A 20,024-nucleotide genomic window follows, 5' to 3' on the forward strand; every position below is an offset into this window, starting at 1 on the left:
AATTCGCGGCGCAGCACGATGCCGTCGACCCGCGCGCGGACCTGCGCGACGAGGAATGCACTGGTGCGGCCCGGCAGCTCGGTCACCGCGGGCACGGCTTGCGGCTGGACGGTGACGACGCCGACTTCCGGCGTTTGCGGCGGCGGCGCCGCTTCTTTTTTCCCGCACGCGGCCAGGAAAACGGCAGCCGTTGCGGCAGTGATTAAGCGGTATGGAACCCGTTCGACGCGCATGGAGCGACCTCTCACAATTAGACGACCTTCAATGGGAATCACCAGATCTCCTCATGGCCCTGACGCGCGGCGAACCTGAAGGGTCCTGTCCGCCGCGGATGCGGACACGTGTTGCGGGTGTGCGTTGCACCCGGCGGAGCGTTCGTTCGCCGAACTGCTTCCGAAAAGGAACGGCGAGCCCGCTGCCTCGGCGGGATCGCGTTGCCATGGGTTCTGCCAGACTGCTAGCGCGCGGGTCGGAATGCGGCGCCGGCGAATTCGATGAACGCGCGCGCGGCGGCCGGCAGACGTGCGGCACGCGCATGCGCAAGCTTCAACGTGACGGGCGCGAGCGGATGGAGCGGGGCCACGCGCACCAGCGTGCCGGCCGCCAGATCGGCGTCGACGAGATACGCGGGCAGCACCGCCGCGCCCATGCCGGCCACGGCCAGCCGCCGTGCCATCTCGAGATGGCCGACGCCCGTATTGCCGGGCGCGACGCCGGATCGAATCCCGGCCGCGTGGTCGTCATCGGCCGCCGGCAACTCGAGCCGCACGGTCGCGATGTCCGGCCAGTCGCCGGACGCAGCCGCGCCGCCGTGCGCGGCGACATAATCGGGCGCCGCGACGCGCACGGATTCGTACGCGGCCAGCGTATGCAATGCATGCGCGCCGGACACCGGCATGCTGTCGGTCAGGAACGCGACGTCGATGTCTTCGGTAGTCAGGTCGACGTGGGCATCGGTCAGCGTCACGGTCGGCCGCACGTCCGGAAACCGGTGCACGAAACGATCGAGCAGCGCGCTCAGCTGGCTGAGCCCGAACGCGACCGGCGCGGCCACGCGCAATACGCCTTCCGGCTTGCTGCCCATCGCGACGAAACGGCCGTCGATCTCGTCGATCGCACCGAGAATCCGCTCGACGCGCGCGAGATACAGCTCGCCGATTTCCGTCAGCGACTGGTGGCTCGTGCTGCGTTGAAGCAGGCGCGCGCCGAGGCGCGTCTCGAGCGCATCGACCAGTCGGCTGGCCATCGCCGTCGACACGCGCAACCGCGTCGCCGCCCGGCGAAACCCGCCTTCCTTTGCCACCGTCACGAATGCCCGAATCGATTGAAGTTGGTCCATTTGTCCGGATTTCCCTGCGCGGACGACTGCCCGTCCATCTGCACCCGACGCCGCGCCACAGCCGGCCCGCATCGGCCCGGCCAATGCGGCGGCCCCGACACCGGCTCCGCCGGGTCGGTCGACACGCTCGCGACGGGCACGCGTCGGCTTGCAACGGACGCAAGCCGGCCTCGGCAAGCCCGATGCACGATCGTTCAATAGCAGTCCTGAGTCTTTCCCGGCGATTCGCGGCGGCAACGCGCGCGGCAAGGCCGGCGGCGTCCGCGCATCACGCGGACGGTGTTACCCGTATCGTCCGGGCACGCCGAATCGCATTTCCTTCAGCAGGTGCAATGGTAGGGAAACCGCCGGAAAATGGCTTGCCCGATCCTGCGATTGTTTTGCCTTAATTTCCGAATTTGTGCGTCGCACACCCTGCCACGACAGGCGACGCGGCCGCCGATCATGCAGGTCCGGATGATCGGGCTAATTTCGGACAGTTTTAGGCAATCCCTCGCACGCAACTGGCCGTACGATGTGACCGCCATGCCTGCACGCCGGCAGCGAATCGCAGCGCACGCACGGCATCGCCCGCTCCGCCAACCGCTCACGCAACATGGAAATCGACGCCCGAACGCCGCCGCAACCGCGCCATCCACCGGATCACGATGCCCGATCGCCCGCTGCCCGGCTCGCGGCGCTGATCGCCGTGTACGCGCCGCACGACGGCATGTTCGACCTTCCGCTGCGCGGCATGCGTGTCGCGCGCGCGTCCGCGCTGCCGCCGCAGTGGAACCACGGCGTGCACCACGCGTGCCTGAGCATCGTCGGGCAAGGCGCGAAGTCGATGCGGGTCGGCGACGATACCTACACGATCGACGAATCGCGGATGCTGGTCGCCACCGCCGACCTCCCCGTGACCGGACGCGTGACGCGCGCGAACCCCGCCGAGCCGTTCCTTTACGCGCAACTCGCACTCGATCCGCACCGCATCGCGGCGCTCACGCCCGTCGTCTTTCCGCGCGGGCTGCCGAAAGCCGTCGACTACCGCGCGCTCGACACGCTCGACGCGACGCCCGAAATCGTCGACGCCGTCGCGCGGCTGATGCAACTGATCGCACAACCGGACGACCTCGACCTCCTCGCACCGCTGATCGTCGACGAAATCCTCATCCGGCTGCTGCGCGGCCCGTCGGGCGCGCGCATCGCGCAGATCGGCGACGCCGGTTCGACGACCCAGCGCATCTCGCGCGCCGTCGCATGGATTCGCGATCACTATCTCGATCCGATGGCGGTCGACGCGCTCGCGCGACAGGTGGAGATGAGCCCGTCGACCTTCCACCATCATTTCCGTGCGGTCACGTCGATGAGTCCGTTGCAATGCCAGAAGGTGCTGCGGCTGCAGGAGGCGCGCCGCCTGATGTGCGTGTCGGCGATGGATGCGCGGCAGGCGTGCCGCAGCGTCGGCTACGTGAGCGCGTCGCAGTTCAGCCGTGAATACGCACGGCTGTTCGGCGACGCACCGGGCCGCGACGTCGCTCGGCTGCGCGGCGAAGCGGTGCCGCTGTCGCGCGTCGCACCATGAACGCGAATCGCAAGAAAACGCTTTCATAAGGACGTGCCGGGGACACGGGCATCATTGTCCAACCGGTCCGCGCACATGCATGCGTCGCCTGCCTTTAACGCAGGACTGCGAATTATTTCAGTTGACCCGAAAGACAGTGCGCGGTACTCACGTATCGATCATGCGTGAATCAGGACTGACGAGACACGCAGCAAGCGTTCAACGCGGCCTCGTCGGCGGCCAGCATCTCGGGCACGCATTCCCGCAGGAAATCGACGAACGTGCGGATCTTCGCATCGAGATACTGACGCGACGCATACAGCGTATAGACCGTCAGCTTCTGCAACCGGTAATCGGGCAGCACGCGCACCAGCGCGCCGCTCGCGAGCGCGGGCAGCGCAGCCGACATCGGCAGCGGGCCGATCCCGAGCCCCGCGCGCAGCGCGGCGCCGAGCGCATCGGCGATATTCACCTGGAAATCGGGCACCGACAGTTCGAACGTTTCGCGGCCGTTCGGGCCGTCGAGATGCCAGCGGTCGCGCGGAAACAACGACGTGACGAGCCGCAGGCACGCATGCCCGGCGAGATCGCTCACCGCACGCGGCGTGCCGCGCGCCTTCAGGTAGGCAGGCGACGCGCACAGCACGCTGCCCACGTCGCCGAGCCGCTGCGATACCAGCCCGGAATCGGGCAGCTCCGTCGTGCTCAACTGCAGCGACACGTCGTAGCCTTCGTCGATAATGTCAGGCACGTGCTGCGACAGCGTCAGCTCGACCGCGACCGACGGATAGCGTTCGCGGTAGCGCACGACCGCGGGCACCACGTAGGACTGGCCGAAACTCGTCGTCGCGTGGACGTGCAGCCGTCCGGACGGCTTCACCTGTGCATCGGCCGCCTCGGCTTCCGCTTCGTCGATATAGCCGAGGATGCGCTGGCAGCGGTCGAGATAGCGCTGCCCGGCGTCGGTCAGTGCGATGCGGCGCGTGCTGCGGTTCAGCAGGCGCGTGCGCAGATGCGTTTCGAGTTGCGCGACCGAACGCGACGCGTAGGCCGTCGTGATGTCCAGGCGCTGGGCCGCGCTCGTGAAGCTGCCCTCTTCCGCGACCCGGACGAAAATGCGCATCATCTGTAACGTGTCCATCGACCTGTCCCCGCGATTGTCACGTCGCGCCGTCGTGCGGCCAGGGTGCCGGCAGCGCTGGCACACGCCGGTCTGGCGCGAATTGTGCGGAACAGTACAGCAGCGGTGCAGGCGTGTCCAGTTCGCCGTAGGCGGCACGATCCGGATGCCGAATCGTGCTGCGAAGCCGCTCACCGAGCGGCATCCGGGCCGGGCGGACATGCGTATCGGAGGGACCGACAGGCCAACCGCTGCGATCGGCAAAAGCTACCCGCCGACCACGATCGCGCTCTCGATCGACACCCTGTGCATCTCGCGCGTTACGCGACGCCCGCCGCATCGAACGGATTGCGCAACACGATCGTGTCGTCGCGCTCCGCGCCGGTGGTGATCATCGACACCGGCGCGCCCGCCACGGCTTCGATGCGCGCGATGAAAGCCTGCGCGGCCCGCGGCAGCGCCGCACGCTCGCGCACGCCCTGCACGGAGCCTTGCCAGCCTTCGAACCGTTCGTAGAGCGGCTTCGCGCGCGACTGCGCATCGAGGCTCGCGGGCAAATGATCGACGCGCACGCCGTCGAATTCGTAACCGACGCACAGCGCGATCGACTCGAAACCATCGAGCACGTCGAGCTTGGTCAGCGCCAGCGACTCGATGCCCGAGACCCTGACGGCCTGGCGCAGTTGCGCGGCATCGAGCCATCCGCAGCGTCGCGGCCGGCCGGTGTTGACGCCGAACTCCTGTCCGCGCGTACGCAGCGTTTCGCCGGTCACGTCAGTCAGCTCGGTGAGGAACGGGCCGCCGCCGACCCGCGTCGCATACGCCTTCGTCACGCCCAGCACGTGGCCGAGCTTCGCTGCCCCGAGCCCGGTGCCGGCCGCCGCGGCCGATGCCACGGTGCCCGACGACGTCACGAACGGATAGGTGCCCCAGTCGATGTCCAGCATCACGGCCTGAGAGCCCTCGAACAGGATGCGCTCGCCGCGATCGGTCGCGTCGTTGAGGTCGGCCCAGACCGGACGCACGAACGGCAGGATCTTCGGCGCAAGCGCAACCAGCGTCGCCAGCATCGCGTCGCGATCGTACTCGTCGAGCCCCAGGCCGCGGAACCACGCGTTGTGATGGTCGACGAGCACGTCGAGTTTGGCGGCGAGCCCGCCCGGTTCGGCGAGATCGCCGACGCGCAGCCCGCGACGCCCGACCTTGTCCTCGTAGGCCGGCCCGATCCCGCGCAGCGTGGTGCCGATGGGTTCGCGGCGCAAACGCTCCTGCGCCTCGTCGATCGCGCGGTGAATCGGCAGCACCAGCGTCGCGTTCTCGGCGATCGACAGGTTGTCCGGCGTCACCGACAGCCCGAGTTCGGCCATCCGCCCGGTTTCCGCGAGCAGCGCTTCCGGATCGAGCGCCACGCCGTTGCCGATCACGCCGCGCTTGCCGCGCACGATGCCGCTCGGCAGCAGCGCCAGCTTGTACGTGTTGCCGCCGACGACCAGCGTGTGGCCCGCGTTGTGGCCGCCGTTGTAGCGTGCGACGACATCGGCCTGCGCCGCCAACCAGTCCACGACGCGCCCCTTGCCTTCGTCGCCCCATTGGGCGCCCACGACCACCACGTTCGGCATGCTCCGTACTCCATGTGAGAAATTCAGACACTCGGTCGGCCCGGTTGGCCGTTTGTGTGCCATATTGACGGAGCCGAATCACCCGATCAAACGATTAAACCTGAACCATCGTGTGAGTAAATTTCACGCGAAACGATGCAATGGCCCGACGACTCCCTCCGTTGAATTCGCTGCGCGCGTTCGAAGCCGCCGCGCGGCTCGGCAGCTTCACGCTGGCCGCCGACGAGCTGTGCGTCACGCACGGCGCGATCAGCCGGCACGTGCAACAACTGGAAGCGTGGCTCGGGCGGCCGCTGTTCGAACGCCACAACCGGCGCGTCGAACTGACCGCGGCCGGCCGCGCGTACCTCGCCGAGGTCGGCGCTTCGTTCGACCGGATCGCACTTGCCACCGCGCAGCATTTCGGCCACGCGCAGCAGCGCGTGCTGCGCGTCAGCGCGCCCGCGACGTTCTCGCTGCGCTGGCTCGTCCCGAAGCTGTCGTCATTCCAGGTCGCGCATCCGGCCATCGAGGTGCGGCTGTCGACGTCGAACGAGCCGATCGACAAGCTGCGCGACAAGGTCGACCTGATCGTTCGCGGCGGCCCGCAGGCCATCGACGGGTACGTTGCGGAGGAATTCCTGTCCGAAGTCCGGCTGCCGGTGTGTGCGCCGAAGTTGCTGGAGGGCCGGTCGCTCGAGACGCCTGCCGATCTCGCCGGCTTCACGCTGCTGCACGCGGCAACCTATCCGGGCATGTGGCCGGAATGGCTCGCGGCGGCCGGGCACCCGAACCTCGTCCCGCGGCACTCGCTCACGCTCGAGCATTTCTACCTGACGCTGCAAGGCGCGCTCGACGGGCTCGGCGTCGCGATGGGCCCGATCGCGCTGGTCGCCGACGACATCGCCGAAGGCCGGCTCGTGCAGCCGTTCAGCGAACCGGCGCTGCCGCCGTGGCGCTACTTTACGTATGTGGCGTCCGCGCGAGCGGACGACGACGCCGTACGCGCGTTCAAGGACTGGCTAAAGGCAACGGGAAGCGCGACTGCGTCGGGCGAGCGGCGCTGAGCGCCCGCGCCTGTGTGTCGTGCATCTTCACGACATGCAGGATTCCGAATCGAATTGAATAAACGTATGGAGCATGTTTGCTTTCGTGCATCGCGCGATCGCGACACACGCGGCAAGCCGCGGATCGAACCGTGGCTTGCCGCCGGACGACGCTTACTGGCTTGCGGCGCCGGCCTTCTTTTCCGCGTTCTGCAGGTTCTGCGGATAGTTCGGATCATTGGCCGCCGGCTTGTAACCGGCGTCTTCGAGTTTCTTCAGCTCGGCGGTGTTCTTCGCACGCGCAGCCTTGCGCTCGGCTTTGCGTTTGGCCTTGGCCGCCTTGCGCGCTTCGCTCTTCGCGGCCTTGGCGTCCTGTGCAGCCGGCGCGCTTGCGGTTTCCTGTGCAAAGGCCGGAACGGCCGAGCCGAACAGGAAAGCGGCTGCGGTAGCAGCCAGCGTGAGTTTTCTGATCTGGATTCGCATCGCTGAACTCTCTTTTTTGATGACCATCACGGTTTGAAAAACCATCGAGATACCGCCCCTGCCCTGACCAGTCGTCATGTCGCGGTCAGGACTTGAGCATCATAACCGTGTCGCAAAAATTGTGGCGTCAACGTGCTGACGGAATTGGGGATACACGTATGGGAGACGACGCGGTTGGTGCGCTCGAGGCCGGGCGCCGCGGTACTCGACGCGGTGCGAGGCGCCGACGCGTGTTTCACTGGTGGCGATATCGATACGCTCATGCGCTCATGCGCTCATGCGCTCATGCGCGACGTGAGGATCGTCGTGCTTGCACGATCACCGCAGCAGCAGTCGATCCATGCGTCACGTTATCGTTCGATGCGGCTCGAGCGACGGTTCCTCCCATAAACGACCACGATTCGTTTCTTCGGCGGTCAGGAGGGTTACGTTGCGTCGTTGCGGCGTGCGGTGATCTGTTCGGTACCGCTTGCCGCACTGTGATGCAGAAGGTTGTCTGTGTGTGGAGGCAAAGCGGGTTGTCGATCCGTAGGTCTGACAAAAAAGGCGGGGCGGCGCAAGCGGTGAAGACGTCGGCCCGATGGACTGCACGCATGCGCTGAAACTGATCATGAGCGAGCAGCGCTCGTCGGGTGGATATGCCCATGGCCGTGAAGCCTATCCGTCTGTGCAACCGTGCTTGCCGACGCTGAAGCGCCACACAAGGATGCCGATCGTTTCCCGTTTGCTCCCATTGATGGTTCCTTATGTGGATCAGGGCTGGGATCTACACAGCTTGCTTATACCTGTGCCACCGCCTATCGGTGAGCTTTTACGGGACTCTGCTTTTTCGGAAGGTGAGCATATTCGGGAGCATCGGGGAATTCGATTGCGGTGAGCTCCGGCACCGACAGCACCTTCACGTTGGTTCGCAACGATGTCGACGGACACAGCACGGCTTGCCGGGTGGCACTCCAAAGGTAGAAAAACGGACCGGACGTGGGATGGAAACAGCCGGGATCGGATTCCGTCGGGCACAGTCCACAGGCTAAATTTGGCGAGCGGCATCACAGGCGATCGACAAAAAACTTGTCCATAGACGAGGCCGCGCGAGTACAAAAAACCATTCGCGGGCAGTCCAGGATGATTTCGAACTGCTGTGGACGAAGCGACGGGATTCGCTGCGCTCGTCAGTCATGGTGCCGAGGGTGCCATGGGGCACATTTTTGGGTCCCATAAACGGGAACCTCTACGTCGAAACCGCGCATTTCCTCCCATAAGTTTCTACGTTTCGGCGTTTGTGAGTGGGTACTCACCTCTTCGGGAGGCCCTGTCAGGCCTGGAGCCTTCCTGGAACGGTGTGTCAAACAGAGCCGAGTCGGCCTGGATCGCAGGATCTGAACGCCTTGCGTCCCACAGAAGACTCCCATTGGTAGCGGTTTATGGGGTTCGTCTTTCTGTGCAAGCACACGTGTGTTTACATCTTTGGTAAACCACGTTTACTTCTTTAACTACTTTTAGACGGCTCACAGCCTTGTCTGGCAAGGGTTTGAGGGGTGTTCGGTGCCCATTTATGGGAGCACAGGTGGAAGGGTTTGGGGTTTCAGGTCTGTGGATTTGGGGGTTGGGGTACCGTGTTGTGGGGAATCCGGGTTGTGGATATGGGGCGAACGTATCCGGTTATGGGAAATCGACCGTCAATCGCGCTCGGTAGTCGTCTATGGGAACACAGGAAGGTAGCCTTTTATGGGGGACTTTTCTCGGTTGGTAGTCCGATGCGTGCACAGTGATTTTCTTCGGGTAGCCGGTTATGGGAAATCTGGACGGTACCTATTTATGGGAGTCGGTCTCAGTCAATTTGCTGCCCTTTGCTCGGAGACGCCGTGAAGCTTTCCCATAGACAGGGCTAAGGCCACGGACAGGTTACCTCCTATGGGGAAAACGAATGGTTGCCGTTTATGGGAGCGATTTCCACCTTCAATCCGGAAAGCAGCTGCGTCGACCCCGGTGACAGGTAGCCTCCTATGGGAAACGACAAAGGTAGCCTGTTATGGGAGAAAAAGGCGGCTGTGTTGCGGGGCACCACGAATCTTCCCGGCGATCTCGATTCCGTCCGTTTGCCCCCATGGATGGGTACCTTCGTATGGCAATTCTTGTGCCGGGTTGCCCTGTCGAGCCAGGAAAGGTAGCGGCTTTTGGGAGGTATTTTGATCAAAAGGTAGACGGATATGGGGCTCTGAACAAATCGTGAAACACGGATTTCTCATTATGTGTCAGATAGTTAGCTCATATAGTGAAAGTGATGCTTGAGCAAGGGCGTTGCTCCGTCGCGCGAAAAGGTATAAAGTCCGCTCTCAATAAGGCAACCTTACCCGGACACCACGATGCCGCGCAAGCCCGCAAGCAAAGGCTCAGACAAACAGGTTTCGCTGTTTCAGACACCCGAGCCGCCCGACTTGCTGCGCAAGGCGGTCCAGGCGATTCATATCGCACCGAAGTCGGGAAAGATCGGTCTGCAGCAGCGCAAGATGTTCAGCTCGTTGATCAAGAACGCACTTCGGCAGGAGGCGTTCGAACCGGGCCGGACGAGCTTCTCGATCTCGATCGCGTCGCTGTCGCACGAGAGCGGGCTGAACAGCAACAACACGAAGTACGTGAAGGATACGGTCAACTCGCTGATCAGTACCGTCGTCAACTGGGACTACCTGGCCGCGGACCGTTCGACGGTCTGGAAAGCGTCGGGCCTGCTCGCCGGCGCGGAGCTCGAGCAATCGGTGCTGAAGTACAGCTTCTCCGACCAGATTCGCAGCGAACTGCTCAATCCCGAAATCTACGCGCTGATCGATATGCGGATCGCTCGCGAGTTCCGGCGATCGCACTCGCTCGCGCTGTGGGAAAACACGGTGCGCTACGAAGGGATCGGCATCACCGCGAAGATTCCGCTGCCGAAATTCCGTGACCTCATTCTCGGCCAGGACAAGGCGTCGCAGTCGTACAAGGAATACAAGCTGTTCAAGAGCAAGGTCCTGGTGCCGTGCATTCAGGAGGTGAACGAAGTATCGGATCACACGCTCGAGCTGATCGAACACAAATCCGGCCGCAGCGTGGAAGCCGTGCAGTTCAAGGTGACACGCAAGCAGAGCACCGATACGGTCGAAGACGGCGACGTCAAGAACGAAGCGCTGGTCGAGGAGGTCGCGAAGTTCGGCATTCCGCGTTCGGAGGCGCGCCGGCTGATCACGCAATACGGCGTGCAGCGCATCAAGGCGGCGATCGCCTATACGCTCAATCGGACCACGAAGAAAAATGCGGCGCCGGTCGACAACGTCGCCGCGTATTTCCGCAAGGCGCTGACGCACGGTTACACGCTGGCCGACGGGCAGGGAACCGAAGCGGCCGCACCGGCGAAGGAATCCGCGCAGAGCAAGCAGGAACAGATTCGCGACAAGTATCTGGCGGCGAAGGTCGAGGAAGCCGGCGCGTATTTCCGCGAGCTGGAGATCGACGACCAGACCAAGCTGATCGAGCGTTACAACGAGACGGTGGCGGGTTCGAAGGACCTGACGCTGTCGCCGAAGAAGAAGGCGAGCAAGCTCGCGCAGACCAGCTTCTTCCGCTGGCTGGCGCTCGATACGTGGGGCGAGCCGACCTCGGATGACCTGCTGGAATTCCTGCTGAAAAGCAGTCTCGCGGGCAACTGAACGAGGCCTCGCCGTCGTGCGCGCCGTGCGCCGGACCCTGTTGTGGTCCGGCTGTGCGGCGCAGCGCGAAGGCGAGGCCTTTTGCCGGTGGCGCGTTACTTTGGCGTTGCCGCCGCCAGATCGGCGACGTATGCGTCGATGACGGTCTTGAGCTTGTCGGCAAGCGCTTCCTGGTGGGATGCGTCGACGCCCTTGAGCTGCAGATCCAGACGTCCGTCCGGATAAGTCTTCAACTGACCGATTGCGCGCGATTCGAGTGCGAAGTCATGACGGACGCTATAGCGCGTCCGTCCGGGCTTCTTGGCGCCGTCGCTTTGCGCACGCAGGAAATTCTCGAGATCGCGGACGGATTTTTTCCGGTCGATCACGGCCGTCAGCAGCCGGTCGGCCGTCGGCTCGCCCAGGCGTTCGAAGATCAGCTTCAGAAAGTACGCGGCCTGCAGACCGACCACGTCGTTCGCACTCGCCATCCGCTCCAGCAGCGTGTTCGGCAGCGCGTTCAGCGACAGCGTCTTGCTGATCGATGCCTTGTCCTTGCCGATTTTTTCCGCCAGCGTGTTCTGGTCGGCAAAGACCTTCTCGTCGAGCAGACGTTTCCACGCGACCGCATCGTCGAAGATCGTCTGGCGTTCGTGGTCGTGGTTCGCGCGGTACGCGATCGTATAGAGCTGCTCGGGCGTGTGATCGGTGCGGAACGTCGCATTGATCGTCTCGTCGCCGTTGATGCTCGTCGCACGCAGCCGGCGTTGCCCGTCGATCACGACGAGCTTGCCGGGAAATTCGGGGAGCCGCGTGACCTTGATCGGCTCGATCTGCCCTTCCCGTTTCAACGTTAGTGCGAGTTCGTGCAGGCTCGACTCCGAGTAGAACACGCGCGGATTGAACGGGTTCGGAATGCAGTCCTTGACCAGTACTTTCTGCGGCGCGCCCAGATCGGGCGTACCGGCGGGCGCGGTTGCGGCCGGCGCACTGGCGGGCGCCGCTTCGACGACGGCAGCCGGTGCGGCCGCCGGCTCGGGCAGCCGCGTTTCGAGCGCCGCGTTTTCCTGCGCGAGTCCGCGCAACAGGCCGGCTGCCAGATGCAGGTTGCCGGTCGGCTTCTTGTCTTTCGAGGTGTCCTTAGCCATGGGCGGCTCCGGTAGCGCGCGTCGACGCGATGTATTGGGCCATTTCCGTGACCAGTTTTTCGATTTCCGCGCGGGCTTCCTTCAGGCCCTTCAGGTATCGATTATGGTGATGGATCGTGGTGCCGAGCGCGAACGTCTGACGATAGACCTCGCGTTGCGCAATCTGGCTGTCGAGCAGATGCTCCCCTATTTCTTCAGCTCGTAAAATTTTTAAAATTTCTTCACGCATTTTAGTTTTTCCATTGACGCTATTCAGCATTAATGCGGAAGAAAGTTGAGGATTTCGAACGGCGCGCATCGACTCGATCATGCGGATCATTGCAACCGTGCTGTACAGATCGGCCGGCGACGGCGAAAGCGGCACCAGGCAGAAGTCCGCCACTTCGAGGACGGATGCAATACGTGGATCTTCGAGGTTGCCGGGGCAGTCGACGACGATCACGTCGAAGTTCGCATCCTGTTTCTTGATTTCGCCGCCGATGCCGCGGCCGGCAGGCGCCAGCGATAGGACCGTCATCGGGAGCGTGTTCTCGCCACTTGTGACCCACCGGACGGAAGTGCCTTGAGGGTCGGCATCGATCAGCGCGACCTTATTGCCGCCGGCTTCGAATGCCGCCGCGATGTTGACGGAGATGGTTGTCTTTCCAGTTCCACCTTTTTGATTACTGACGGCGATCTTGAAAGCCATTGAATTCCTCCTAGGAGTTTTACGTAATATAGGCAGTTATTCATAGGTTGTCTACAAAAGTGTTCAATGCTATGGACGTTTTATTGGTCGTTGTGGTTGTTACGTGACAAGTAGGCCGAATAGCTAGGCGTTATTCGAGAGTAGCGATTCGATAAAAAACCATCGATCTCGGTTGCAAAAGAACGAACGACAAATGTGAGGGAAGCCGACGGTCTTTGGGGTCCATAACGAGATCTTGTGGAGAGACTTGGCGTTTTGCCGTGCGTAGATTTCATCCGAAATTCGATACGAATCCATGTCGGTGATGATGTTGGTCACGGGGGAAACAGAGGGTTGTCACGTGACAAGTCGCTGGATCTCCGATTTCTCTTGGGCCGTACGTCGTGAGGAACTATTGCATACGCCGCGTCTCGGATTCCGCAGGAACTTCAGAAATTTCCTTACTTCAATTGTCGATGCGCGCGGCGCGTGACCATATACCCCTCGTCGGTAACGAGGTGAGTTGTCACGTGACAAATGGATTCCGACGCATCTCCTAACGGGCACTCCGCGATCATCAGGGAGTCGTCGCGGTTGGCGTGTGCTCGTGGCGTACAGGGCTTATTGCTAAGGAGGAACGGCATCGTCGACAGTTTTCGGTCTCGGCTCGTCACTGAATCGCTAGCGAGTTGTCACGTGACAACAGGAGCCGGTGTCTGGAAGACTCGTGCGGCAGGCGGGCTGTATATGAAGGGAAGAGTCCCGCGCGAGGGTTGCAAACGAGCGTCTCGGTAGCGTGGTCCGGACAACATCGGGCCGTTATTCCGCTATCGTCGCATGGACGCTCACGTGTCGAAGCTATGCGTCAGAACAACTGCTGAGGTGCGCCCCCACGACGATATCGTGGCGACTATGATGTGCCCCCATTTACACGGTGGAGCGAAATTAGTGTTGCTGCTCGTGTCGGCCAACAGGGGCGGCTGTCTCGTGGCAAGTATCAATTCACCGTGCCCTGGAGAGGTTCGACGTGCGCGAGATCGCCGCGTATCCCGGCCGCAATGGGTGATGAATCCATGTGCCAGGGACATGTGCCAACCCAAACGGATCGGGTCGTGAAACATTCGCCGAAAATCGGTGCTCGCCGGAAATCCTTGTGTGGCAACGGCTTGCGCCACATTCTTCATCCTGTTTCACGCGAAATGAGCGCGAAAAAGCTTGGAAATGGGGGCGTATGCTATTTCAGTGCGACGGCGTTGGGGAACGGCCCAATCGCAGGTAGATTCGTCTTGATCGATACGTGATTTGTAGTTTATGAGACGTTTTGTGGCGGGGCGCAGCTAGAGGTTGTCGACGTGTCGGAGGATCACTCCACCACTGCGTGGCATCGAGCCGCCAATTCGGCATCAAGTGGGCTTGGTATTTAGCGCCGGTTGTCACGTGACAACGCATGTGCCGAGCCCCAGATTCGTGAAATCGCGAAATATGGAACGGAGAAGCTGAGGCCGGGGAGTCGTCGAGCAGGATTCTGGAGCGCCGCCGGTACAACATGATCTTACAGAGTGGCGCGCGTCCCCTTAAACTGCATGCGACAAATCCAGCCCCGTACTTTGCGAATCCCATCGAAGCCCGTACATCGCTACCGTCCGCGCTCGCGATCAATAACTCGCCACGATCGACAGAGCGACGTCCGCGCCACCTCGCAGGCTATCGATATCCCGTCGCGGAGAATTACCGAACAGCCGACTATATTCCCGATTGAACTGCGTTGGGCTCGCATACCCGACCCTGAACGCCGCCGACGCTGCATCGAGCCGCTCCGCCAGCATCAGCCGACGCGCCTCGTTGAGTCGTATCCATTTCTGATACTGCAACGGACTCATGCCGGTGAGTTGACGGAAGTGATGATGGAAGGTCGAACTGCTCATCTGAACTTGCGCCGCGAGATCATCGACGCGCAACGATTCGTCGTAGTGAGCGCGCAACCACCGGATCGCGCGCGACACGCGGTTGCACTGACTGCCGGTGGACGCAATCTGGCGCAGGCGCGCGCCCTGGTCGCTCGTCAGCAGCCGATAGTAGATTTCCCGCTCGATATACGGTGCGAGAACGGCAATCGCGTTCGGGTCGTCCAGCAGCGCGAGTAGCCGGTTCAGCGCGTCGTACAGCGGTTCGGTCATGTCGCCGACGACGAGTCCGCGGCCAGCCGGCGCATCGTCGTGATCGGGCGCGACTTGCGTCATCAGTTCGGCCATGACGCGGAAATCGAGCTTGAGGCCGAGCCCGAGAAACGGTTTGTCGGGACTGGCCTCGATGATTTGCGTCGAACCGGGCAGATCGAGCGACGTGATCAGAAAGCGGTTGGCGTCATAGATATACGCATCCCCGCTCTGTATGACCCGCTTCGCGCCCTGAACGACGAGGCCGAAGCTCGGCTCGACCATGCATTCCATCGGCAGCGTCGGCGCTTCCCTTCGATGAAAGCTCAGATTGGGAATGGCCGTGTTGAGGTGATCGACACCTTCGGTCCATCTCGCGACGCGCTCTGCGAGCGCCTGCCGCAATTCGTTCTCGCGGCTGCGGCGGGTCGAACGGTGGCCTGCCTGGTCGAATGCGGTGATGGCGACATCATCGTCTCGTTGTCCGGGCATGTATCGGACGGGTACCGGATGCATGACTTCTCTACTCAGGTAATCGGGTCGACAGGCAGCCGTCGACGTGCAGGGGAGGCCGGCAACGCATTCACCACCCGGAATCGCGGCACGGTCATCTTCCCGGCAGGCACGCGCAGCGACTGGCGGACTACTTCGTCGCCTGCGATGCGCAAAGCTGCCAGCGTCGCGATTTCGCCGCCGGCGCTGCCGCGCGCTCGTCGACCGCGCGCCACCAGCGCTCGCCACGATGCGGCGCGTCGAGATCGAGGTGTTCGCCCATTCTCGGTGTTGACAGTTCGATGCCGCGTACGAGCGCCAACGCCGTGACACGCTCGAACGGCTCCTGCCAGCGATGCATGGCGAGGTCGAACGTGCCGTTGTGGATCGGGACCAGCCAGCGTCCGCGCAAATCGATGTGCGCCTGCACGGTTTCTTCCGGCTGCATGTGCACGTACGGCCATTGCGCATCATAGGCGCCTGTTTCGATCAGCGTGACGTCGAACGGCCCGAGGCGCTCGCCGATCTCCCGGAAGCCATCGAAATAACCCGTATCGCCGCTGAAGAATACGCGGAGGTCGTCGTCGACGATCACCCACGACGCCCACAGCGTACTGTTACCGTCGAACAGGCTACGCCCGGAGAAGTGCTGGGCGGGCGTAGCCGTCAGCGTCAGCCCGGCCACGTCCGCGCTTTGCCACCAGTCGAGCTGGCGAACCTTGTCCGCGTCGATGCCCCATTCGATCAATCGATCGCCGACACCCAGCGTCGTCACGAACACGCCGGTGGTGGCGGCAAGCGCGAGCACCGTGTCGCGATCGAGGTGATCGTAATGATCGTGCGACAGGATCACGCCGCGCAGCGGCGGAAGATCTTCCAGCGCGATCGGCGGCGCATGAAAGCGCTTGGGGCCGATGCGCCGAAACGGCGACGCGCGCTCGGCGAACACCGGATCGGTCAGCCAGAATTCGCCACGCAGCTTCAGCAACAGCGTCGAATGGCCGAGCCGGTACAGGCTGCGATCGGGCGCCGCGTCGAGTTCCGCGCGGGTCAGCGAATCGACGGGGAGGGCGCCGGCCGGCACGGTATGACGCGGCTTGTTGACCAGCATGTTCCATGCGATGCCCAGCGTCTTGCCCAATCCTTCGGCGGGCCGCGGCGCGACATTGGCAAAGCGCTCGCCGTTGTGCTGCGGCGAACCGCCGGACAGCGTCCGGCCGCGGCGGGCCGCCGCAAAGCCCAGAATGCGGTGAATCAAAACGAGAGGCGATGCCATGTCCGGTTCGTCCGAAGAATAAAGTACACTAAACAGTGTAGTTTATTTTTGAGATAAGTAAACTGCCCGGTGTAAAATTTCCGTATGGATACCAGCACTTCCCCTCAGCGCCTGACCGACCGAAAGCGCGCAGCCATCGTCGATGCGGCGATCGAGGAATTTCTCGCGGCCGGCTACGATGCGACGAGCATGGATCGTATCGCCGCGCGCGCCGATGTGTCGAAACGCACGGTCTATAACCACTTTCCGAGCAAGGAGACGCTATTCGCCGCGATCCTGAACAAGCTGTGGGATGCGACCCGGGCCGGCAACTTGCCGACCTATCGCGCCGACGTGCCGCTGCGCGAGCAACTGCTCGCGCTGCTCGAGCGCAAATTGCGGTTGATGAACGACGAAGCGTTTCTCGCGCTGGCGCGCGTCGCGATCGGCGCGGCCATCCATTCGCCGGAACGCGCGCGCGACATGGTCGAACGTCTCGGCGAGCGTGAGGAAGACGTCACGGTCTGGGTGCGTGCGGCCGCGGCGGCCGGCCGGCTGGCGGTCACCGATCCGGTGTTCGCCGCGCATCAGTTGCATGGCGCGATGAAGGCATTCGCGTTCTGGCCGCAGATCACGATGGGCCAGCCGCCGCTGACGGCGCAGGAGCAGCAGAAAGTGGCGGAATCGGCCGCCGACATGTTCCTCGCGTACTACGCGCGACACGAAGACGGCGCCGCATCGCATCGCGCGCAGGGCTGAACGCGCATCCGCGGGCATCCGGTAGCGCGGACCAGTCGAAATCGCTGCGATGCGCGAAACCCGCCAATCCGGAGAAGCCGAACGCACAATCGCACCTACCCGTGTCGACCAGCCAGCCGGCCCAAACCCGGCGATACGTCCGCGCACCCGAAACCGACTGCGAGCAACGACCCATGAAAACGCTGTTGATCGTCTATCACACGATGACCGGAGGCACGCAGCAGATGGCCGAAGCGGCTGCCGGTGCGGCTCGCGAGCAGCCCGGCGTCGACGTCAGGCTGCAGCGCGCGGACGCGACGAGCGCCGACGACGTGCTGGCAGCCGACGCGTACCTGTTCGCGACGCCGGAGAATCTAGCGGCGATGTCCGGGCTGCTGAAGGATTTCTTCGATCGCTGCTACTACGCGGCGCTCGATCGCGTGAACGGTCGTCCGTATGCGGCGATGATCTGCGCGGGCAGCGACGGACAGAACGCGTTGCGGCAGATCGACCGGATTGCGACCGGATGGCGGCTGAAGAACGTCGCACCCGGGCTGATCGTCTGCACACATGCGCAGACGCCGGAGCGTATTCTCGCGACGAAGACGATCGACGAAGACGCGCTCGCGCGCTGTGCCGAACTGGGTGCGGGGCTTGCCGCGGGGCTGGCACTGGGCGTGTTCTGAGGACGGATACGGCAGCGCCGATCTGCCGAATCGACACAGGCGGGATCTGCAGTCGTTCGCGCAATACCGGTTTCGCAAACAACGCCGGACCGCCGCGTGCCGGGGCTTCAGCCGCCCTTCGCAGTGCCCGAAGGCCGGTGATGTTCGGGCCAAAGACGTTTGACGAGATCGCGCGATGCGCCGTACGCGTAGCAACTGTCGATCTTGAGCGGCTTGCCTTCGCTGTCGCGGTAATCGAGCGACGATCGCCGCATGCCGACCATCGTCTGATAGGCCGTCGTCGCGATCGGGCCGAGCAATTCCTTCAGGTGCGTGCACGTATCGCAAGACGGCAGGCGCTTGCGAACCTCGCTGTTCCAGCCCGCGCCGATGGTCAATCCGACGAGCGCCTGCAGCGAGTCGCCGCCGCCCGGACATTGCGCATACGGATGCGAACGGATGAACGTGGATACGGCGCGCACGACCATGTCGACGTCGAAGACGAGCGTCACGCCAAGCTCGTGGAGCGGCGTCAGCGCCGCGACCGTCCGCGCACCGCCGGGCGGCGTGAAATCGCTGGTCTTGCGGTCCGCGAGGCAGGCCGTTACTTCGAACAGGCCGTCGCTGCGCCGATAGCCGCGCATGTCGATCTGCCGATGGTGGATCTCGTCGCGCGTGATGCCGTCGTGCGGGGTGTCGTCTTGGGAAACCATGCATCCGCTCCGTCTCTTGAAACCGGGTCTTTTCGCAGGCAACGGGATCGCGCACGGCCGATCGGGCGTACGGTGAAAAGCCGGCGGGACGTGCTGCCAACGAAGTCGATTCGGCCATACTACGCACTTTCCGATATTTTCGTCCGCGACGCGTTCGATGCGGACGCAACCAATCGGCCGCCGATGCCGGCGCAAGCGAGGGTCGGGCGGGCGTGTCGGGCGACGTCGGGGGCCATGCAATGCAACGCTTTGCGGACGCGGCACGACGCTGTTCGACGGCTGTCGCGCGGAAGATCGCATATTCAGTCGAGCGTCCGCCCGGCCCGATTTCCGGCCGGGCCGCGAATGGCGTGACATCCGGAAACGTATCCATATAATGCGCAACACGACCACGCGGACGCATTTTCGGCGCCGCGGCTCGGGCAAATGCGGACCGGCGAGTCAACCGACCGTCCCGCGTACCGGTATACTTCCACTCCTGCCTTGTCCGGCATCGAGGCCGGGTGCCTGAAAACAGAGTGGCGTGCGCGATGCGGCCCCGTAGTGTTCCGCACCGGCGGCAGGCCGGCCGCACGCATGGCGGCGATGCTTTTGCGCCGCGCGGCATGGCCGCACGAACCACACCTTATATTCCTGGTGGATTGAATTTATGGGTTTTGAACAACTTGCCGAATTGCGGGCGCAGCTCGCAGCGAAGGCCAAGCAGGAGCGCAACGCGAAGCGGCCGGCGGCGCCGACGGACGCCGGCGCGAAGCCGAAGTCCGGCGACCAGCCGTCCCGCGGCGCCAAGCCGGGCGCCGGCGCGAAGGCGCAGCAGCGGGCGAAGCCTGCTCCGACGAAGCCGTCGGCGCCGGTCGATCCGGTCATCGTCGCGATCGGCAAACTGCAGCGGAAGTTTCCGCGCGCGTTCCCGAAGAATCCGGCCCCTAAAGTGCCGCTCAAGGTTGGCATCTGGGACGATCTCGCCCGCGAAGCGCAGGCCGTGGGCCTCAGCGAAGCGGAATTGCGTGAGGCAATGTCGACGTGGTGCCGCGGCAACCGCTACTGGTCCTGCCTCGTCGAAGACGCGGTGCGCGTCGACCTGCAGGGTAACGAAGCCGGGCGCGTGACGCACGACGACGCGGCGCGTGCGCGCCGTCTGAAGGCTCGTCGCCCCGGCGGCAAGGGCGCGGCACAATCGGCCAAGGGTGCGCCGCAGCAGCCGAAGGCCGAGCAGCAGGCCGAGGTCGCTGCTGCACTGCAACCGGCGCAAGCCGAAGCCGAAGCGAAGGTGCAGACCGATGCCGCGCCGCAGGTCGAAGCGGAAGCGAAGGTGCAGACCGGCGCCGCACCGCAGGTCGAACAGCAAGCGGCCGGCAACGAGTAATCCACATCGCGCGCCGCGTACCCGCTGCAAGCCGCG

General features: G+C 63.6%; 15 protein-coding genes and 1 pseudogene. 6 read left to right on the forward strand and 10 right to left on the reverse strand.

Annotated elements, in window-relative coordinates; all coding sequences use genetic code 11:
- Positions 1–233: pseudogene (locus tag J8I35_RS00005) on the reverse strand (efflux transporter periplasmic adaptor subunit); the annotation flags it as partial.
- Between the two features lie 224 nt (positions 234–457).
- Complete coding sequence (locus J8I35_RS00010; protein WP_209924152.1) at positions 458–1,339, reverse strand: LysR family transcriptional regulator; 882 nt, start codon at positions 1,337–1,339, stop codon at positions 458–460.
- 595 nt (positions 1,340–1,934) lie between these two features.
- Between J8I35_RS00010 and J8I35_RS00015 the strand changes: the two genes are divergently transcribed.
- Positions 1,935–2,903 (forward strand): AraC family transcriptional regulator, encoded by a 969-nt coding sequence (locus J8I35_RS00015; RefSeq protein ID WP_209924153.1) that lies wholly within the window; start codon positions 1,935–1,937, stop codon positions 2,901–2,903.
- A 169-nt stretch (positions 2,904–3,072) separates the two neighbouring features.
- On the opposite strand, the gene J8I35_RS00020 is transcribed toward J8I35_RS00015, so the two are convergent.
- Positions 3,073–4,023, reverse strand: a complete 951-nt coding sequence (locus J8I35_RS00020) for a LysR family transcriptional regulator (protein WP_124555192.1) — start codon at positions 4,021–4,023, stop codon at positions 3,073–3,075.
- 299 nt (positions 4,024–4,322) lie between these two features.
- A complete protein-coding gene (locus J8I35_RS00025) occupies positions 4,323–5,621 on the reverse strand; it encodes an adenylosuccinate synthase (protein WP_209924154.1) in 1,299 nt (432 codons plus the stop codon).
- 140 nt (positions 5,622–5,761) lie between these two features.
- Between J8I35_RS00025 and gcvA the strand changes: the two genes are divergently transcribed.
- Positions 5,762–6,667, forward strand: a complete 906-nt coding sequence (gcvA, locus tag J8I35_RS00030; protein WP_209924155.1) for a transcriptional regulator GcvA — start codon at positions 5,762–5,764, stop codon at positions 6,665–6,667.
- Between the two features lie 153 nt (positions 6,668–6,820).
- Here the strand turns inward: gcvA and J8I35_RS00035 are convergent, their stop codons facing one another.
- The gene (locus J8I35_RS00035; RefSeq protein ID WP_124651852.1) at positions 6,821–7,129 is read right to left on the reverse strand and encodes a DUF4148 domain-containing protein; all 309 of its coding nucleotides are present in this window, start codon (positions 7,127–7,129) and stop codon (positions 6,821–6,823) included.
- Positions 7,130–9,492: 2,363 nt separating this feature from the next.
- On the opposite strand from J8I35_RS00035, the gene J8I35_RS00040 reads away from it, so the two are divergent.
- A complete protein-coding gene (locus J8I35_RS00040) occupies positions 9,493–10,809 on the forward strand; it encodes a replication initiation protein (RefSeq protein WP_069619691.1) in 1,317 nt (438 codons plus the stop codon).
- Positions 10,810–10,904: 95 nt separating this feature from the next.
- Here J8I35_RS00040 and J8I35_RS00045 read toward each other — a convergent pair whose 3' ends face one another.
- From J8I35_RS00045 to J8I35_RS00060, 4 genes are all read right to left on the reverse strand, one after another.
- Positions 10,905–11,936: a ParB/RepB/Spo0J family partition protein gene (locus J8I35_RS00045; RefSeq protein ID WP_124679245.1), complete on the reverse strand. Its 1,032-nt coding sequence runs from the start codon at positions 11,934–11,936 to the stop codon at positions 10,905–10,907.
- Complete coding sequence (locus tag J8I35_RS00050) at positions 11,929–12,624, reverse strand: ParA family protein (protein WP_006497839.1); 696 nt, start codon at positions 12,622–12,624, stop codon at positions 11,929–11,931. The genes J8I35_RS00045 and J8I35_RS00050 overlap by 8 nt, the downstream gene beginning before the upstream one ends.
- 1,634 nt (positions 12,625–14,258) lie before the next feature.
- Positions 14,259–15,275, reverse strand: a complete 1,017-nt coding sequence (locus J8I35_RS00055; protein WP_209924156.1) for an AraC family transcriptional regulator — start codon at positions 15,273–15,275, stop codon at positions 14,259–14,261.
- Positions 15,276–15,402: 127 nt separating this feature from the next.
- Complete coding sequence (locus tag J8I35_RS00060) at positions 15,403–16,527, reverse strand: MBL fold metallo-hydrolase (RefSeq protein WP_209924157.1); 1,125 nt, start codon at positions 16,525–16,527, stop codon at positions 15,403–15,405.
- An 84-nt stretch (positions 16,528–16,611) separates the two neighbouring features.
- Here J8I35_RS00060 and J8I35_RS00065 point away from each other — a divergent pair, with 84 nt between their 5' ends.
- Positions 16,612–17,265: a TetR/AcrR family transcriptional regulator gene (locus J8I35_RS00065; protein WP_209924158.1), complete on the forward strand. Its 654-nt coding sequence runs from the start codon at positions 16,612–16,614 to the stop codon at positions 17,263–17,265.
- Between the two features lie 173 nt (positions 17,266–17,438).
- Positions 17,439–17,930: an NAD(P)H-dependent oxidoreductase gene (locus J8I35_RS00070; protein WP_209924159.1), complete on the forward strand. Its 492-nt coding sequence runs from the start codon at positions 17,439–17,441 to the stop codon at positions 17,928–17,930.
- A gap of 107 nt (positions 17,931–18,037) precedes the next feature.
- Here the strand turns inward: J8I35_RS00070 and J8I35_RS00075 are convergent, their stop codons facing one another.
- The gene (locus J8I35_RS00075; RefSeq protein ID WP_050015673.1) at positions 18,038–18,622 is read right to left on the reverse strand and encodes a DUF2889 domain-containing protein; all 585 of its coding nucleotides are present in this window, start codon (positions 18,620–18,622) and stop codon (positions 18,038–18,040) included.
- A 649-nt stretch (positions 18,623–19,271) separates the two neighbouring features.
- On the opposite strand from J8I35_RS00075, the gene J8I35_RS00080 reads away from it, so the two are divergent.
- A complete protein-coding gene (locus J8I35_RS00080; RefSeq protein WP_245170035.1) occupies positions 19,272–19,988 on the forward strand; it encodes a ProQ/FINO family protein in 717 nt (238 codons plus the stop codon).
- Positions 19,989–20,024 lie beyond the last annotated feature (36 nt).

The organism is Burkholderia sp. CpTa8-5 (assembly GCF_017815045.1).
In the GTDB taxonomy this organism is placed as follows: domain Bacteria; phylum Pseudomonadota; class Gammaproteobacteria; order Burkholderiales; family Burkholderiaceae; genus Burkholderia; species Burkholderia sola.

Excerpts from the sequence above, each read along its gene's own strand:
- J8I35_RS00010 (WP_209924152.1), bottom strand. The coding sequence starts at position 1,339 with ATGGACCAACTTCAATCGATTCGGGCATTCGTGACGGTGGCAAAGGAA.
- J8I35_RS00015 (WP_209924153.1), top strand. The coding sequence starts at position 1,935 with ATGGAAATCGACGCCCGAACGCCGCCGCAACCGCGCCATCCACCGGAT.
- J8I35_RS00020 (WP_124555192.1), bottom strand. The coding sequence starts at position 4,023 with ATGGACACGTTACAGATGATGCGCATTTTCGTCCGGGTCGCGGAAGAG.
- J8I35_RS00025 (WP_209924154.1), bottom strand. The coding sequence starts at position 5,621 with ATGCCGAACGTGGTGGTCGTGGGCGCCCAATGGGGCGACGAAGGCAAG.
- gcvA (WP_209924155.1), top strand. The coding sequence starts at position 5,762 with ATGGCCCGACGACTCCCTCCGTTGAATTCGCTGCGCGCGTTCGAAGCC.
- J8I35_RS00035 (WP_124651852.1), bottom strand. The coding sequence starts at position 7,129 with ATGCGAATCCAGATCAGAAAACTCACGCTGGCTGCTACCGCAGCCGCT.
- J8I35_RS00040 (WP_069619691.1), top strand. The coding sequence starts at position 9,493 with ATGCCGCGCAAGCCCGCAAGCAAAGGCTCAGACAAACAGGTTTCGCTG.
- J8I35_RS00045 (WP_124679245.1), bottom strand. The coding sequence starts at position 11,936 with ATGGCTAAGGACACCTCGAAAGACAAGAAGCCGACCGGCAACCTGCAT.
- J8I35_RS00050 (WP_006497839.1), bottom strand. The coding sequence starts at position 12,624 with ATGGCTTTCAAGATCGCCGTCAGTAATCAAAAAGGTGGAACTGGAAAG.
- J8I35_RS00055 (WP_209924156.1), bottom strand. The coding sequence starts at position 15,275 with ATGCATCCGGTACCCGTCCGATACATGCCCGGACAACGAGACGATGAT.
- J8I35_RS00060 (WP_209924157.1), bottom strand. The coding sequence starts at position 16,527 with ATGGCATCGCCTCTCGTTTTGATTCACCGCATTCTGGGCTTTGCGGCG.
- J8I35_RS00065 (WP_209924158.1), top strand. The coding sequence starts at position 16,612 with ATGGATACCAGCACTTCCCCTCAGCGCCTGACCGACCGAAAGCGCGCA.
- J8I35_RS00070 (WP_209924159.1), top strand. The coding sequence starts at position 17,439 with ATGAAAACGCTGTTGATCGTCTATCACACGATGACCGGAGGCACGCAG.
- J8I35_RS00075 (WP_050015673.1), bottom strand. The coding sequence starts at position 18,622 with ATGGTTTCCCAAGACGACACCCCGCACGACGGCATCACGCGCGACGAG.
- J8I35_RS00080 (WP_245170035.1), top strand. The coding sequence starts at position 19,272 with ATGGGTTTTGAACAACTTGCCGAATTGCGGGCGCAGCTCGCAGCGAAG.